General features: G+C 29.2%; 14 protein-coding genes and 1 pseudogene. 4 read left to right on the top strand and 11 right to left on the bottom strand.

Translation table 11 applies throughout. The annotated features are described in order from the left end of the window. On the bottom strand, positions 1–1,527 hold a 1,527-nt coding region (locus BGS43_RS03880), incomplete at its 3' end, for a methyl-accepting chemotaxis protein (RefSeq protein WP_096568859.1). Between the two features lie 110 nt (positions 1,528–1,637). Between BGS43_RS03880 and BGS43_RS03875 the strand changes: the two genes are divergently transcribed. Next, positions 1,638–2,069, top strand: coding sequence for a MerR family transcriptional regulator (locus BGS43_RS03875; protein ID WP_096568856.1), 432 nt, complete (start codon positions 1,638–1,640; stop codon positions 2,067–2,069). Between the two features lie 7 nt (positions 2,070–2,076). Here the strand turns inward: BGS43_RS03875 and BGS43_RS03870 are convergent, their stop codons facing one another. Together BGS43_RS03870 and BGS43_RS03865 are read right to left on the bottom strand one after the other, a co-directional pair. Beyond that, entirely contained in the window at positions 2,077–2,400 is a 324-nt protein-coding gene (locus BGS43_RS03870) for an ArsR/SmtB family transcription factor (protein ID WP_057032884.1), read from the bottom strand. A gap of 9 nt (positions 2,401–2,409) precedes the next feature. After that, a complete protein-coding gene (locus tag BGS43_RS03865) occupies positions 2,410–3,357 on the bottom strand; it encodes a permease (protein WP_096568854.1) in 948 nt (315 codons plus the stop codon). 323 nt (positions 3,358–3,680) lie between these two features. Here BGS43_RS03865 and BGS43_RS03860 point away from each other — a divergent pair, with 323 nt between their 5' ends. The 3 genes from BGS43_RS03860 (at position 3,681) to solA (ending at position 6,782) form a co-directional block, all read left to right on the top strand. Further along, entirely contained in the window at positions 3,681–4,652 is a 972-nt protein-coding gene (locus BGS43_RS03860) for a catalase (protein WP_002874108.1), read from the top strand. Between the two features lie 265 nt (positions 4,653–4,917). Beyond that, on the top strand, positions 4,918–5,427 hold the full coding sequence (locus BGS43_RS03855) for an NAD(P)H-dependent oxidoreductase (RefSeq protein ID WP_025399272.1): 510 nt from the start codon (positions 4,918–4,920) through the stop codon (positions 5,425–5,427). A 239-nt stretch (positions 5,428–5,666) separates the two neighbouring features. Continuing rightward, on the top strand, positions 5,667–6,782 hold the full coding sequence (gene solA, locus BGS43_RS03850; RefSeq protein WP_061474939.1) for an N-methyl-L-tryptophan oxidase: 1,116 nt from the start codon (positions 5,667–5,669) through the stop codon (positions 6,780–6,782). A 24-nt stretch (positions 6,783–6,806) separates the two neighbouring features. Here solA and BGS43_RS03845 read toward each other — a convergent pair. From BGS43_RS03845 to hsdR, 8 genes and pseudogenes are all read right to left on the bottom strand, one after another. After that, a pseudogene (locus BGS43_RS03845) lies at positions 6,807–7,408 on the bottom strand (RBBP9/YdeN family alpha/beta hydrolase). 26 nt (positions 7,409–7,434) lie between these two features. Then, on the bottom strand, positions 7,435–8,922 hold the full coding sequence (locus tag BGS43_RS03840) for a type I restriction-modification system subunit M (protein WP_096568851.1): 1,488 nt from the start codon (positions 8,920–8,922) through the stop codon (positions 7,435–7,437). Next, positions 8,923–9,993, bottom strand: a complete 1,071-nt coding sequence (locus BGS43_RS03835) for a Fic family protein (protein WP_096568848.1) — start codon at positions 9,991–9,993, stop codon at positions 8,923–8,925. It abuts the gene before it with no gap. Positions 9,994–10,112: 119 nt separating this feature from the next. Further along, positions 10,113–11,345: a restriction endonuclease subunit S gene (locus BGS43_RS03830; RefSeq protein ID WP_096568862.1), complete on the bottom strand. Its 1,233-nt coding sequence runs from the start codon at positions 11,343–11,345 to the stop codon at positions 10,113–10,115. Positions 11,346–11,358: 13 nt separating this feature from the next. Beyond that, positions 11,359–12,123, bottom strand: a complete 765-nt coding sequence (locus BGS43_RS03825) for a hypothetical protein (protein ID WP_002798167.1) — start codon at positions 12,121–12,123, stop codon at positions 11,359–11,361. A gap of 4 nt (positions 12,124–12,127) precedes the next feature. Beyond that, positions 12,128–12,727, bottom strand: a complete 600-nt coding sequence (locus BGS43_RS03820; RefSeq protein ID WP_002787643.1) for a DUF6037 family protein — start codon at positions 12,725–12,727, stop codon at positions 12,128–12,130. Positions 12,728–12,818: 91 nt separating this feature from the next. Then, a complete protein-coding gene (locus tag BGS43_RS03815) occupies positions 12,819–14,414 on the bottom strand; it encodes an RNA-directed DNA polymerase (protein WP_002787644.1) in 1,596 nt (531 codons plus the stop codon). Next, positions 14,404–16,722, bottom strand: a complete 2,319-nt coding sequence (hsdR, locus tag BGS43_RS03810) for an EcoAI/FtnUII family type I restriction enzme subunit R (protein WP_096568845.1) — start codon at positions 16,720–16,722, stop codon at positions 14,404–14,406. Before hsdR ends, BGS43_RS03815 begins: the two co-directional genes overlap by 11 nt. Positions 16,723–16,792: the final 70 nt, after the last annotated feature.

Below are 16,792 nucleotides of genomic sequence, written 5' to 3'. Positions count from 1 at the left end.
AGAAGTGATCTCTTCTAAAGCTGCTGCAGTTTCTTCTAAAGAAGCTGCTTGAGAATTAGAAGATGAAGTAAGGTTTTGAACTGCACTTTGAAGTTTAGAACTTTCACTGGCTAAGTGATTAGCAAAGTCTGAACTTTGTTTTAACATCTTAACGATTTCATCTCCTAAAGCATTAGTAGTTACCTCTACAGCTCCATTGGCATCTTTTACTTCAGTAGTAAAGTCAAGAGATTTATAACTATTAAATACTCTTTGAATTTCATTCATATCAGAACCTACTCTAGCTTGTAAAGCATCAAGAAGTCTATTTAGAACATTTTTAAGTTCTATTAATTGTGGATTTCTAGGATTAGCAGTAATTCTTGCTGTTAAATTACCACTTTCTACTACTCCTACAGTTTCAACACTTTCTTTTACTGCTTTAGCATCTTGTTCTAAACCTTGTTTAGTAGCAAGGATGTTTTCGTTGATAGCTTTAGAGATTTGACCAAATTCATCATTGCTTTTTATTTCTATAGTAGAAACATTTTTGGTTTTATGGTTGATAAAATCAAAGAATGAAGTTAAACCTGTTTGGATAGCTGCAAGTGGGGAGAGGTATTTTGATACGATGAAATAAAGGAGGATGATGCTAATAGATATCATAATAATTAAGGCTATAACTTGTATATATACTGCTTTAAATATAGGTTCATTTATTACATCTACACTCTCGGTAATACAAGCTGTATATGTAAATATTTTTTTACAAACTCCAAGTCCTTCTTCATTATTTAGCTCATAAGAGAAGAAGTTGTTATCACCATTGAGTTTATATGCATTTAAAATAGGAGAATAGTCTACCGAAGGATCTAATAAAGCTTTGTTGGGGGCTGCAAAAATTTCATCTTTACTATTAAAAACAAAGGCATTGCCTGGAGTTCTAGCGATTGCATCTTGTAAACCAGTTAATAAAGCATCAATTCCTAAAACACCAATAAATTTACCATCCTTATAAAGAGCTTTAGAGTAAGTAATGGTGTATTCATTACTAACAGTATCAATATAAGCTGGGGTTATATAGATTTGATTACTATTTCTAGCTTCTTTATACCATTCCCTAGTAGTTGCATTATAGTTGTTGGCTTTTCCATTTATAGTTATATTAGTATTTTTTTTCTCGCTTAGATCGTCACTCACGATATTTTCACCATTATCTAAACCAATATAAATAGCAAGGAAATTTCCACTATCGCGGTAGTATTTTAATATGGCCCCTGCATTATTAACTATGTTATCTTGAGAATTTAGTGCTTCATAGGGTAAATTTAATATATCTTTTTCAAGAGCATTAAACAAAGATATATTTCTGGATCTAAAATCCTCTATAGAAACTTGTGTTGCTTTAAGAAATTCTGTTTCAGCATAAAGCGTACTTTGATACAAAGAATCTTTTGTAAAGTAAAAGCTAATGATGCTCAAAATACTTAAAGCAAAAATTGCAATTGAATTTGCAATAACAGAAAGTTTTATTTTGATATTATTCATGTTTTTCCTTTTAATCTTTGTTATTTTTAGCATAAAGCTAATAATTTGGCTATTATTTTATCACAAAAAAATAAAATAAATTTTTATTTTTATCTTAAAAAGGAGAAAATATGGCTTATACTATAAAAAAAGTAGAAAAAGAAACAAAAATTAGTGCTCATACTTTAAGATTTTGGGCTAAAAAAGGTTTGTTTCCTTTTGTTCAAAAAGATGAAAATAGTGTGAAATATTTTTCAAAAAGCGATATAGAATGGGCAAAATGGATAAAATGGCTTAGAATTTCAGGTATGCCAATAGAACAAGTCAAACATTATATAAAACTTTGCTCTTTGGGTATAAAAACTGCCAAAGAGAGACAAGAGATGTTAAAGCAAACAAAGAAAAAATTACAAAACCAGATTAAAACATTAAAAGAAAGTGAAAAAGTTTTAAGCAAAAAGATAAAAATTTATGAAGAAATGCTTGCAAATGAAGTCGATGGGTTTAATCCAGAAAGCAAGGACTATCAACCTTGTGATAAATTGCATAAGTTTAAGGGTTGATTTTATATTAAGGGCAAATTTGGGTAATAATATTTTCATTTTTTTTAATAGCATTTTTAAGTTCTAAATTTTTGATATTTTCAAAAAGATCTAAATGCAGTTTTAAAAGCTCATTGTTGATACCATAATACGCCCAAGTTCCTTGACGCCTTACATACAAAAAACCTGCATCTTTTAAAATTTTTAAATGTCTTGAAAGTCTTGATTGCCCCATATTTAAAAGCTTTTGCAAATCACACACGCAAAGTTCTTGATATTTTAAAAGATGGTATAGGATAAGCACTCTGCTTTCATCGTTGATCGCTGAAATGATGGTTAAAAACTTTTGCATTTATTTTCCTTATATGAAATTTATAAGCATGCCAAAAGATATGGCTACGCTTAAAATGATAGCTACAAACAATAATAAAAATTTCATCTTAAACATTTGCTTAAGTAAAACAAGCTCGGGTAGAGAGCATCCCGCACCTGCAATTAAAAAACTCATAATCACCCCTTGAGAAATTCCCATTTGCAAAAGTATCAAGCCTATAGGGATGATGGTTTCTACTCTTAAGTAAAGCAAAACTCCAAAAAACGCTGCTAGAATAATGCTTAAAATTTCATTGCCGCTTAGGTATTTTTGTAAAATTTCTTGAGGGATGAAATCATGGATCAAAGCCCCTATAAGCACTGCGATTGCGATATAAGGTAGTAATTTTTTATAGTTTATAACACTTTCTTTAAAAAGTTTTTTGAAATTTATCTTTGTATCGTTAGCTTTGTTTTGAGTGTTGGTGCAACAAGAGCTTGGTTTAAAGACTATTTTACCTATGTTTTTAGTATTTTGCGTGAAAATGCTTGGGGTTGAGTTTTTAGGAGTATGTTTTAAAAAGTGCTCTTCTTTAAATTTTGAAAAAATAAGAGAAATTATAAAAATAAAAATTACCAAAAACAATACATACACAAGACTTAATTTCAAGCCAAAGGTAACAAAAAGCATGGTAAAAATGATAGGATTTATAAGAGGTGAGGTAAAAAGATAAGCCAAACACACGCTAAGTTTTACCCTAGCTTCTAAAAATGCTTTTAAAAGCGGTATGGTAGAACAGGAGCAAAAAGGAGTTAAAGCACCTAAAAATATAGCTTTAAAATAGCTTGAAATTTTATCTCCGCTCAGTTGTTTTCTAAACATTCCTTCATATTTTTGGTTGATAATGCTAATAAGAAAAGAAATTCCTATAAAAAGCACAGAAAGCTCGACAAATAGATATAAAAACTCTTTAAAAGTGTTAAAAAATACTTGCATTGTTTTTCCTAAAAAATTTTTAGAGCAGTGTAATATAAATTTATTAATATGTCAATATATATTTATATATTGATAATGTAATATATATACAGAGTGTTTTAAAATAAAGTTTTTACTTGAAATAATAAAGTTAAGATATAAAAGTTAATTTTAAAATTTCTATAGTTACTATTTAGATGTTGTATATTTTAAAAATGCAAACTTAAAATATTAGCATAATAAGGATATTTGAATTTATAACAATTTTCATTAATAATGTAAATTATCGTTTATAGTTAAATATTATAATGCCTACTTAAAAATTTTGAAACTAGGAGTTTGTAATGAAAAAATATATTAGTAGCTGTTTGGCTATTTGTTGTTTAAGTAGTGCTATTTATGCCAATGATGTAAAATATGATGCACAAAAAATAGCGGATATTTTTTATCAACTCAATGCGGATCCTAAAAATCCCAAAGTAAAAGTTAATCATGCAAAAGGTTTTTGTGCTATGGGAACTTTTGAGCCAGCACAATCTATTAATAAAGAAATTGATGTGCCTTTATTGACATACAAAAGTTTACCAATTCAAGTAAGGTATTCTTTAGGTGGAGCTTTTAAAGATGATAAAAGCAAAACAAGAGGCATGGCTATTAGAATTACTGATCCTCAAGATTCTGCTTCTTGGACTATGGTTATGTTAAATACAGAAATAAATTTTGCAAAAAATCTTAAAGAATTTGGTCAGTTTTTTGAAATGAGACTTCCTGTAAATGGTAAAGTTGATCAAGAAAAAATAAGTAAAATGATGCAAGAGGTTGATTCCTATAGAAATTTTGCTGCATATACTGATAAAATTGGTATTAGCAAAAGTGTAGCAAATACTCCATTTTTTAGCATACATACTTTCTATTTTAAGCAAACAGGGAGTGAAAACTATTTGCCAGCAAGATGGAAATTAGTTCCAAGTGAGGGTGTGGCGTATTTAAATGAGGCACAAATGAAAAGTGCAAGTAGTGATTTTTTAAAAGAAGATTTCGAAGATCGCGTAAAGACTAATAAGCCAGTAGAATATAAAATGTATTTAGTATATGCAAATAAAAATGATATTATTAATGAAACGACAGCTTTATGGGAAGGCAAGCATAAAGAGAGTTTGGTTGGAACTTTTAAAGTTAATGCGTTAAGCGAGGAAGATTGTAACTTTAATGTGTATTTTCCTTCAGATATACCTCAAGGAGTTAATCCTCCACAAGATCCTTTGTTCGATGTAAGAAACGAGACTTATGCTATCACTTTTGGCATGCGTCAATAAATCTTTACTTTCAAGGGTTAAAGTCTTTTAAGAACTTATACTGTTTTGCCAAAGCTTGTCTTAAGATTAAGCTTTGGGGATTCATTTTTTTATGTTTATGAAAAATATAGGTTTTATGAGATATAAAATACAAGTGATAATTTAGCATTTTTGAAATATAAAAATGTGATTTTAGAGTAAAAATATAAAAATAATTAACCCTAGTATTCTATATAATATTTACACTTACACTTTATAATTTAGTAAATACTAAAAAAGGAAAAAAATGAAAACTTTAATCATTTTCGCACATACATTTTGGGAAGATTCTAAGGCAAATAAGGCTTTGTTTGAAAGCATTAAAAATTCAAAACAAGTACAAATTCACAATCTTAGCGAAATTTACAAAGAGGGTAAAATCGATGTCAGTAAAGAAATAGCTTTGTTAAAAAATGCCGATAAAATCATCTTTCAATTTCCACTTTTTTGGTTTAGCACTCCAGCGCTTTTAAAAGAGTGGCAAGATAGGGTTTTAACAGCAATTCTTTATGGAGAAAATAAAGAACTTTTAAAAGATAAAAAATTTCAGATTGTAACGACTTTAGGTGGCGCACAAGAGAGTTATGATGGGCATCATGGTGCGACTTTAGAAGAGCTTTTAAAGCCGATTTGTTATACATTTGAATATCTAGGATGTAAGAGTTTAAAGCCTTTTGCAATCTTTAGTGCAGATGCAAATAAGCTTGATTTAAAAGCTTATCAAGACGCTATAAGTCAAAATTCAGGGTGTTCTTAAATACTTTTTATAAATTTAAGAAAATGCTTACAACTTACAAAAAATTTCTAAAACTCTAGCAATATAAAAAGCTTGAATTTAAGGTGATTGATCGCCTTAAATTTTTTAATTAAATTTTAATCCTCAAAATTTCTAAGCAAGGGATAAATTTTTATTTTTTATAAACACTGAACTAATATTTATAGTATAATTTTTTCCAAATTTTATGTATCAAATTGGCGATATATAAGGAAGATAAAATGACTTATGATATAGCGGTTATTGGAAGTGGTAGTGTGGGGAGTTTTGCTGGGTATTATGCGGCTAAAATGGGCTTAAAAACCTGTCTTATAGATAAATTTCAAGCACCTCATACTCAAGGTTCTTATCATGGTGATACAAGGATTTTTCGTATAGCTTATGGCGAGGGTGAAAAGTATATACCGCTTTTACAAGAGGCATACACGCTTTGGGGAGAATTTGAAAAAGAGCAAAATATCAAGCTTTTTGAGCGTTGTGGGCTTTTAAATATCGGCTCAAATTCTACTTTTATGCAAAATGTGCTCTCAAGTGTGAAAAATTACGATCTTAAAGCAAAAATTCTAAATGCCAAAGAATTGCAAGAAAATTATAATATTTGCGTATCGGATGATTTTTTTGGTGTGTTAGAAACAGACACAGGCTTTGTGTATAGTGATTTGAGTGTAAAAAGTGCTATCAACGCTGCTTGCAAGCTCGGTGCGCATACTTTGTGTGATGAAATCGTGCGCATATGTAAAGAAAATGGAGTGTATAAAATACAAACGCAAAATTCTAGCATACAAGCAAAACAAATTCTAATCAGTGCAGGAAGTTATGTCAATGAAGTGTTGAGCGTGTGTGAATTTGACTTGCCAAAAGTGCCTGTGGGTATTAGACGCAAAGTGGTGAATTGGTTTGATACGGATTCTTATAAACTCTCACAAGGTTTTCCAGCGTTTATACTCGAATTTGAAGACGATTATTTTTATGGTTTTCCTGATTTTGCAGATGGATTAAAAGTGGGTAGAGATAAAGTAGGGGAGATCATTAGCACCCGCGAAGAACGCGTGGAATTTGGATCTTATGAGCAAGATACTCTTGATATAGGCAAGCATATCAAAGAATTTTTTCCTGATTTAAAAGATTTTAACAAAGGCAGTGTTTGCACCTATCCTTTAAGCCCTGATGATGATTTTATCATCGATTTTTTAGATGAAAATCTCTTTTTTATGGGTGGGCTTAGCCATGGGTTTAAATTCGCTCCCGCACTTGGACTTTTAGGCGTGAAAGCATTGCAGACTCAAAAGCTAGATCCGAGTATAAAGCAGTATTTTAGCTTAAAGCGTTTTGGATAAAGCTGTATAACTTATATTTAAGGGTTATTTAATACGCTCTAATTCTTCTATAACCAAAGGCAAATCTTTAAAGCCTTCGCTTTCCATAAAATGTCCACCATTTGGAGTTTGTATGAATTTAGCATTTAGCTTTTTGGCTAAATTTTCACTCACCCAAATTGGCACGACTTTATCGTCTTTTGCGCTGATGATGATTTTGTGAATTATCATGTTATCAAGCTTTTTATAGTCTAATTTTGGCTTTATAAAATCATTTAAAATAGGCAATTTTGCAAAGGTTCATCAAAGGGTGCAACCATTATTACACCGCCGATTTTAGTCCTTTCATCAAGCGAATTTAAAAAATCAAGCACCGCAACTCCACCTAAAGAATGCGTGATAAAAAAGGTATTTTCATCAAGTTTTGTGAAATTTTGACTCATGGTTTGCATCCACTCATCAAGCTTAGGCGAAAAAGCATTAGGGAAACTTAAAAGTAAAACTTCATGATTTTTAGCTTTTAAATTCTTTGCTACACTTGGCAAAAATCCGTAATTCTCATCGCTGCCATAGCCATGCACGATATAAATTTGCTTAGCAAAAACAAAGCTAATGCAAAGACAAAGCAAAAAGATGATTTTTTTCATAAGTGTCCTTTCTAAAATTCAGTAGTTTAGGTAATATTTTGTATTTTTTGTAAAAGTTCATTGGCTTTTTCTTGATTTGCCTTTAAAGTGCTTAGGATTTCTTCTACTTCGCGCAAGGTTTTTTCTTCTTTGGAATTTGGATTTTTAGCACTTAGATCATAGTTTCTTTCCTCAAGCTCTTTTATACTGACTAGATAAGAATGAGGAGTGATTTTTCTTTCTTTGTGGCATTTTAAAAATTCCTCAAAATGTGCGTATTCTAAAGGCTTGTTTTTGGTGAGTTTAAAAGGCGGTATAAGCTCATAATAATACACCTTATCATCTTCAGCGCAAATGCTTCTTTTTCCTTTTGAGAAAAAAAGCACATTGGTTTTTACCGCACTATAAGGCAAAAATACCCCGCTTGGTAAGCTTAAAACACATTCGAGATTGAAATTTTCTAGCAAGTCTTTTTTCACGCTTACAAAGGCATTTGAATTTTGAAAAAGCACGCCCTCAGGCACGATAATGGCACATCTTCCGTTGTTGTTTAAAGATTTTAAGATATGCTGTAAAAATAAAAGTTCAGTAGCATTTGATTTTATAGGAAAATTTTCTTGAATTTGTTCTTTTTCTTTGCCACCAAAAGGTGGATTTGCAAGTATTACTTCGTATTTATCTTTTTCTGTTATATCTGTTATTTTTTTACTTAAAGTATTTGTTTTTATGATATTTGGACTTGAAATTTCATGTAATATCATATTCATAACGCCCATTGCATAGCTAAGCGGAGTTTTTTCTTTACCAAAAAGAGCATCATTTTTTAAAAATTCAAGCTCTTCTACGCTTAAATTTGCTTTTTTGTTTTTACTCCTGTCTTCATACAAGATATGCAAAAAGCTTTCTACTAAAAACCCACAACTCCCACAAGCAGGATCATAAATCCTTTCTTTTGCTTTAGGATCTATCACTTCTACCATAGCTCTTATCAAAGGGCGTGGCGTGTAAAATTCTCCACTATTTCCCCCATCGCTTCCCATATCTTTTAAAAGCTTTTCATAAACTTCACCTAAGGCAAATACATCACTTTCTTTACTAAAGCTTAGCTCATCGACTAAATTTATAACCTCTCTTAAGGTGTGTCCATTGGCTATGCGATTGTCTATAAACTCGAAAATTCCGCCTATTTTATACTCTATGCTTTTGAAATTTTCATTATCTTTAAAGCTTTTTAGATATGGAAAAAGCTCGTTATTTACAAAGCTAAGCAAATCATCTCCGCTTAAAGCATTTTTTACATCAAGTTTGCCTTCACTTGTTTTTGGAGCTGCCCATATTCTCCAGCTGAATTTTTCTTCTAAAATGCTTTTATATGCTTTATCATTTAAGATAGCTTCTAGTTTTAATTCTTCTTCATAATCATCTAAAAATTTTAAAAACAATATCCAGCTGATTTGCTCACTATAGTGCATCGCACCACTTATACCATCATCGCGTCTTAGTATGTCTGTGATTTTGTCGATTTTATTTTGCATTTAAAAAATTCCCTTTTTAAAAAGTCTTAAAAGTTCTATATTTATATAATAATGATTTCTACCTATTTTAATGCATTCTAATACCCCTAAATTTTCACAAATTTTAAGATATTTTGAGGCACTTTGCCTAGAAATATTTAATTTTTCTATCAAAAAATCTATCTTTGTATAAGGATGAGAAAACAAAAGCTCTACAAAGTCTTTACTATAAAAATTGGTTTTATTTTGCAAAATTTCGCTTACATTTAGCATCATTTTTTCTATCGTGGCAATAGTTTCAATAGTTTTTATAGCAGTTTGCTCTACGCCTTTTAGTATGTATTCTATCCATTCTAAAATCGCTCCTTCATCTCGCACTTTTTGCAAAAGACTATAATACTCCCCTTTATTTTTTACAATATAAGCACTCAAATATAAGATAGGCAAATCAAGCAAGCCTTTATAAACCAAATAAAGTATATTTATAATCCTGCCTGTTCTGCCATTGCCATCATAAAATGGATGAATGCTTTCAAATTGATAATGAATGATTGCCATTTTTACTAAAAAATCTAGTTCATCTAAAGTATCATCGTTAATGTATTGCTCTAAATTTCTCATAAGCTCTTGTATGTCGCTATGATTTTGTGGGGGTATGTGTTTGATTTCTCCTGTGATAGGGTTTTTAAGCATAGTGCCGCTTTGTTTTCTAAAGCCTGCATTGTTTCTTTCTAATCTTTTTTGAATTTCTAAAATATGTGCATTTCTCAACAAACACTCTTTTTTTAAAAGCTCATACCCTTTTTTTAAAGCATTTTCATAGTCTTTTACTTCTTTTGCCGCTCTTGTAAGTTTGCTTTCATCGATTTGAGATAAAAATAGTTCATCATGGGTTGTGATTATGTTTTCTATCTCGCTTGAATCTTTTGCTTCTTGCAAAATTAAAGCATTGATTAAAATGTTTGGATTAGGGATACTTTTGCTAAGTCCGTTGAGTTCTGCTAATTTTCTTGAAGCCTTGATGATAAGACTATAAATATTTGCATTTAATTCTATATTTAAAGGCAATTTTTGAGGTATAAATTCTTTCATAATTTTCCAATATGTTAATTTTTTCTAAAAATTTTAACATTATAAAAAAATATGTTAAAAAAATCAAAAATTTTTAACATATTAAGCCAATGTGTTAAAATTTGGCAAATTTTTTAACATTATAATTCTCCCTTAAAAGCTTTATTAAGCAAGGATTGCTTAAGCTCTTCATAATCTTTTAGTTCTTTAGTGTAAAGCTCTTTTAAAGCCTTTGTCTTTTCAAAGACAAAATCTAAATGCTTTGCGATTTGCTCTTGCTCTTTGATTGGGGGTAATGGGATTTGTAAATTTTTTATATAGGTTTGATTTATATTAGGTTGAGCTCCACCGAAAGAATCTTTGATGATTTTATCTCTTAGAAAAAATAGAAAATAAAAAAGAAATTTTTCCAAGAATTTAATATTTTTATCCTTATGTAAAAATGCACAAATTGCTTGATTTGTAGTGGAATCTAAATTTAGAATTCCTAGTTTTCCAGCTGTTGCTCCATACATAGCAATAAGTAGAGTCCCTTTTTGAAATATCTTAGCTGACGAGTTTTTAATAGCTTCTTCTGTAATATTTTCTTCTATAAAATCAATATATCCATCATTTAATTCCCCACTCTTTAGCCATTTGATATTTCCATTTTCCCAATATTCTTTTTTATTTCTTGATGGGGTTCCGCCACTGCTAGTATTTGCAATTTCCCCTAAGTTTTTCCATTCCCAACCTTGTGGGAGTTTATAGTTTTCTTTGGCATTGTCTTTTAAGGGATTGAAAGCTTTTTGCAAGGCACTTTGCATTAACTCATCTAAATTTAGCAAATCCTGCTCTAAGATTTTTATACTCTCATCTATCTTTGCAAAACTCTCATCTAAAATTCCCACTATCCTTTCTTGCTCTTTGAGTGGGGGTAGTGGGATTTCAATTTGTTTGAGTTTATCTATATTTAAATTTTTTACAGTAGAACCAGAGGCTTGGTAGGATAAAAAGTTATACATAAAATTACTAGAAAATAAATAGTAAAAATATTCCTTATTTAGATTAATTTTTTCTTTTAACAATAGCCAACCATCGTGAATTGCACCTTTTTGTAATTTTACAATAACAGGTTTGCCAAAACTCATTGAATTTGAAACCAATAAATCTCCCTCAATGACTAATTTACTTTTTTTAAGTCCTTCTTGTATGATTTTTTCTTCTGTTTTATAGAGATATTTTTGATTTTTTATATCGCCGATTTTAATCCAATTTATACCATCTTCTTTATCTGTTAAAAATTCTTTAATAGGTCTAGGAGAGCCCCCTCTTTCAATATTAAAAATTTCTCCTAAGCTTTTCCATTCCCAACCCTGCAGTAAATTTATCATTTTATTTTGCAACCTAAATATTTTTATTTTTAATATCTTTAATAGAAATAATTTTGTAAATTTTTGGCACATTGTTTTCATAAATAACTTGTAAATCAACATTGTATAAATGTAAATGCGGATTGTGCTCTTCTAAAATTTGTTTTTTTAAATAATCACTAGAAAATTCAACATTTAATTCTTTATTATAAATATTTTTACATAATAATTTATTTCCACGCTTATCATCGGTTCTTGTTTGTGTAAATTCAACAAGTATATTTTGAAAATATTTATATGTTTGCAATTCTTCTTTAGTTTTTCTTTCTTTATTTTCAATATAACTATAAATTTTTTTTTGGACTTCTGCTGCTTCTTTACTTATAACACTAAAACATTCAGAATCACTATAACCATTTTGAATAATAACTGTAGAATTATTGCCTATGCTTATAATTGGTTGTATTATTTTACTGGTATTTTTTGCATCATCAATATTAATTTGATTAGTATTATTATCAAATTTATTATCCTTAAAAAAACTATAACAATTTTTTAAATTTTTAATAAAATCAATCGCTGAATTAAAATTTTCTATATAAGGTAAAGTTAATCCTAAACCCAAAACAACAATATCAAATTCATAACTACCTTTTCTAACTTCACTAATCTTTATAGAAGCCTCATTGCTAATAATACTTTTCCTATACATATTTTGTATAGCTATTAAACTTTCAGCTAACTCTTTTATATCGATAGGTTGCTCGGTATCTATTTTATAGGTTAATATATTATTCATATCGCTATCCATTTATTATTTCAATATCTTCTATATTAGTATATTTGGAAGAATCTTTATTATTTGTATAAACAACGCTTATATTTTTATCTTTTATAATTTTAAAAATATCAGGATATAAATACTCCGTCTTATCCCTATTTTTTTGCGACACATGCTTACCGCTATTAATCTTATTCCAATCTATCAAGTGTTTAACATATATCAAATCAGCATCCTCAAAATTTTTTATTTGAGAAATGATATGTCTTAAATTACTATTTAAATCATATTGCACAATTGCAGATGGAATTGCGCTATTTAATTCTTCAAAAAATTTCTTTGTGCTAAAAGGAGTCGCGCCACCACCTTTTATATCTAATATATCTAATAATATCTGATATTTTTCTTTTGAAAGAAATATATCTAGCTTAAAGCCATTTAAAATATCTAGCAACAAAGTTTTATTAGAATACTTTTTAATTATAAGCAATTTAAATGGTTTTGGGTTTATATCAAACATTATTTCCAATTCAATTCTATTGTGTGTATAATTAAATATACAATAAGTCATCTGCTTATTTTTTATATCTTTGTATAAGTTTTCCAATCCTGTCATTTTCATTGCTTCTCCTTTTTTAATTCAAATAACTACTTTTTTAATCAACTAAGATTTTATTTAAAATTCTAAATAACCTAATACATTCTTATAATTATTACTGAAATTCCTGTCTAATAAAAGATATATTACTATTTTTTATTTGTTTCCAATCTTTACATTTATTAAGTGCACTAGGGTCTTCTCTGGATAAAACTTCATAGGCAAACAACCAATATTCATCATCTAGAATTTTAAAATTTGTATTTTTTGAAGTTGTATTTATAATAAAATTATTTGCTATTATTTTATATTCTTCTGTATCCTTATTATTCTTTTTATCATAAAGGTAACACAATAACATTAAAATGCAATCTTCTTTTCTTTTTGCTTCTTCTAATAGATTAATTTTTTCTTTTAATTTAAAATTATATTTTAGTGCAAAATAAAGAGCATAAGACATTGCTTCATAGTTTCTTTTTTCTTTGCCTAGATTAAAAATATCTGAAGATATTTTTTCTATATTTTCTTGTGTAATAAGCTCTTTTTCATTAAATATTTTATCTAACAAAAAAATCAAATATGGGTATAGTAAAACTAAATGATGAATTATGTTAATAAAATATTTTTTAGCGCTTGGGGTCATTTTCTTTTTAATTAAAATTTTAAATGCATAGTTTAAAATAGCAGCATTGTTTTTGTTATCTTTCATTAAGTTCAAAGCCATATCTAAAAATGGCATTATTCCAGTATATTTTATTCCACCACTATAAGAATCTAATTTAAAAAGCTTTAGCTTATTTTTCCATGGTTTTTCAAATGAGCTAGGTAATTTTATAATTTCTGTTTTTTTATGATTTAAGGATAACCCATATTTTTTAAGTTCTATGGATAAATCTAAGAGAAATTGTTCAGCTTCTTCGTGAGACTTAACATAACAAGTATAATCATCTATATTTCTAATATATTTATATTTTTTACTAAGTTTATAATCAACTGCAACCAAAATAATCTCTGAGATTAAGTTTGAACTATGAGGCCCTATTAAGATTCCATGTGTTTCTCCATAATTAAGCCATTGTGTAGCATTATCTATCTTATTGTAATATAATTTCGTAAAACCTTTATTTTTTTTAGCACCAATTTTTCCAATTAAAACCCAAGGTATCGAGTGTGTGTATATGCTAGGAAAGCAATTTGAAATATCTGCATTTACCTTATATCCTTTACCAATAAAAATTTCTTGTTCCGGCGTCCCATCAAGTTTATAGTTTTTAAAATTCATAATGAAAATTTTTTCTATTTCTACATCGTAATATTTATTATCAATAAGTTTTTTTTCATATAGCTTTCTAATATGAATACGACTAATCTTATATTTATTACTTTTTGTTTTTTTGTAAAAATATCTTTGTAATTTTTTCCAATATTCTTTTAAAATTTTACATTGTTTATAATATGCAAATGGATTTGGTATTGATAAAACTCTAGGAACATTAATATTTCTCATGCTTTCGTATTTAATATATCTGTATTCTTTCTGTTCAAAAGATGGCTTATTTGATTTGCAGAACTCAAAAAAATATTCAGAAGTTAAAAAATTTGGTATTCTATCTGCAAACATTCCATATCCTAATAATCCTTCATAAAGTTCTTCCTTAGACAGTTCTTTAAGACACTCATAATATGTCTTTATATTATCTTTATCTTGCATAAATCTCCCTTTGCAAATCGTCTACACTTTGCTTTAAATTCTCCACCCCGCCAAATTCACTGACTATTTCTTTTACATTACCTAAAGAGCTAAGCTCTATCAAAGGAGCTAAGCTTCTATCAAAATCTTTTATGCCGTATTGCTGATATCTACCGAGTAAAAATTCTATGAATTTCAGAGCTTTTTCTTTTTGGAAGCGTTTTAAAAATTCACTCTTTTCTACTTGCAAAACGCGTTCTTGTCTTGTTTTGATCTCAGCATTAAAACTCAAATGCGCCAAAACATCATATATATCACAATCCTTTTTATCAAAAATTTCACCCAAATCTTTCAAGGCATTTTCATCCACTCCATCTTTTTCAAGGGTTTTTAAGAAATTCAGCCTAGTTTCTTGTTTGCTCCAAATTTCACGAAGTTTTACTTCATCGTCGTAGTATTCTGCTAGCTTGCCTATCAAAAATTCTAAAAATTCTTTAGTGCTAAGTGGTTTGCCATTACTTCCTAGATAGCTTGTGTTTATGTCAAGCACTTTGAGTTTTGTGCCTTTTAAATGCACGGTGATTGCTTTTTTGCTTTCTGTTTCTTTTGTTTTGTCTGATTCTTTTTTATTTTGCTTGCCCCAAATTTCGCTTTTATCTTCTTTATCTTCATCTTTGACTTGTTCGCCATCCCATTTTGGATCATAAAATAACTTTGTCGCACCTACAAAATCTATGATGGTAAAAAAGTCTTTTCCTTCATACACTCTAGTGCCTCGCCCTATGATTTGTTTAAATTCTATGATAGAGCCTATATTTGCCAAAAGTACTATGTTGCGGACATTTCTAGCATCTACGCCTGTGGTTAGCATTTTAGAGCTTGTAAGGATTACAGGATAGCTTTTGTCATTGTCTTGAAATTGTTTTAAATACTCAAGTCCTATCTTACCCTCATCGCTCGTAACTCTTACACAATAATCATCTCTTTTAACACTTTTAAATTTATCAATAGCTCTTTTTATATTGCTTGCGTGAGCTTGATTGGCACAAAAGATGATGGTTTTATCCATAGGATCTATAAGTTTTAAAATTTCTTTAGCTAGAAAATCATTATATTGAGGTAGATGGATATTTCTTTCAAATTCACTCATTTTATAAAATCCTTTTTCTAGCTCTCCTTCTATGAGATCATCAGGATTATATACATAGCCTTCGCTAAGTGTGGTGGTGATGCGTTTTACCTTATAAGGGGTTAAAAAGCCATCTTCTATACCCTCTTTTAGGCTATACTCATACGCACTTTCACCAAAATACCTGTAAGTGTCTACATTATCACTCTTTTTAGGTGTGGCAGTAAGTCCTAAATGAGTAGCTGATGAAAAGTGCTCTAGTACGCACGCCCAGTTTCCTTCTTCGTTTGCTCCGCCTCTGTGACACTCATCGATGATGATAAGGTCAAAAAAATCTTTTGGGTATTGTAGATAAAATTTGCTCTCTTGTTCTTCTTGGGTATTTTCTTGATCTTTAGAATTTGCAGGTAGACTTTGATAAATTCCAAAGAAAACATTTGCGTTGGTGATGATTTTTCCATCATTTTTTCTAATCTCTTCTGCGCTGATTACTTTACAATCGCTTTCTACTGCGTTAAATTCTCCCAAAGCTTGATCTCTTAAGCTCACTCTATCGCATAAAAACAATATTTTAGGTTTTTGGTCTTTGTTTTCTTTATTCCATCTTGCTTCAAGCAAACGATAACACAAAGCAAAAGCTATAGTCGTCTTACCTGTGCCGGTAGCAAGGGTAAGTAAAATTCTATCTTTACCATTGATTAAAGCTTCTATGACTTTATCTACGGCTATTTTTTGGTAGTATCTTAATGTTTTTTGAGGTATGTATAATTCTCTTTGAGTTAAAAGTTTGTATTGCCATTCTTTTAAATTTCCATAAACTCTTTGAAAAAGTTCGTTAGGGCTTGGAAAATTTTCTATATACTCACCCCTTGAAACCCTTAAATCATACTCATAAATTTTATCGCCATTAGTGCTATAAACAAAAGGCACATTTAAAGCTCTAGCGTATTCTATACCTTGAGATAAACCATCTAAAGCATCTTTGTTTTGTTTTTTAGCTTCTATGATAGCAAGATTGTTATTTTGAAATTTGAGCAAATAATCTGCAAATTTTCTCTCAGCTCTTTTGTTGCCTATGAGCTTGCGTCCATCGGTGAAATAATAATTTCTTGTGATATTTTCTTCACTCCAAGAGCTAGCATAAAGCTTTGTGTCTATAAGTTTAACTCTTGTATCATCTTCTGAATATAAATTTTGCATTTTTACCCCAAAGTGAAATTAAATTTTGTAATTATAACATTTATAATAATTTTTTTAAAAAAATTTAATT

This window comes from Campylobacter sp. 110 (genome assembly GCF_002383965.1).
Taxonomy (GTDB): Bacteria; Campylobacterota; Campylobacteria; order Campylobacterales; family Campylobacteraceae; genus Campylobacter_D; species Campylobacter_D coli.
Note: the sequence above shows the minus strand (reverse complement) of the source record. Positions and strands in the feature narration are given on the sequence as shown.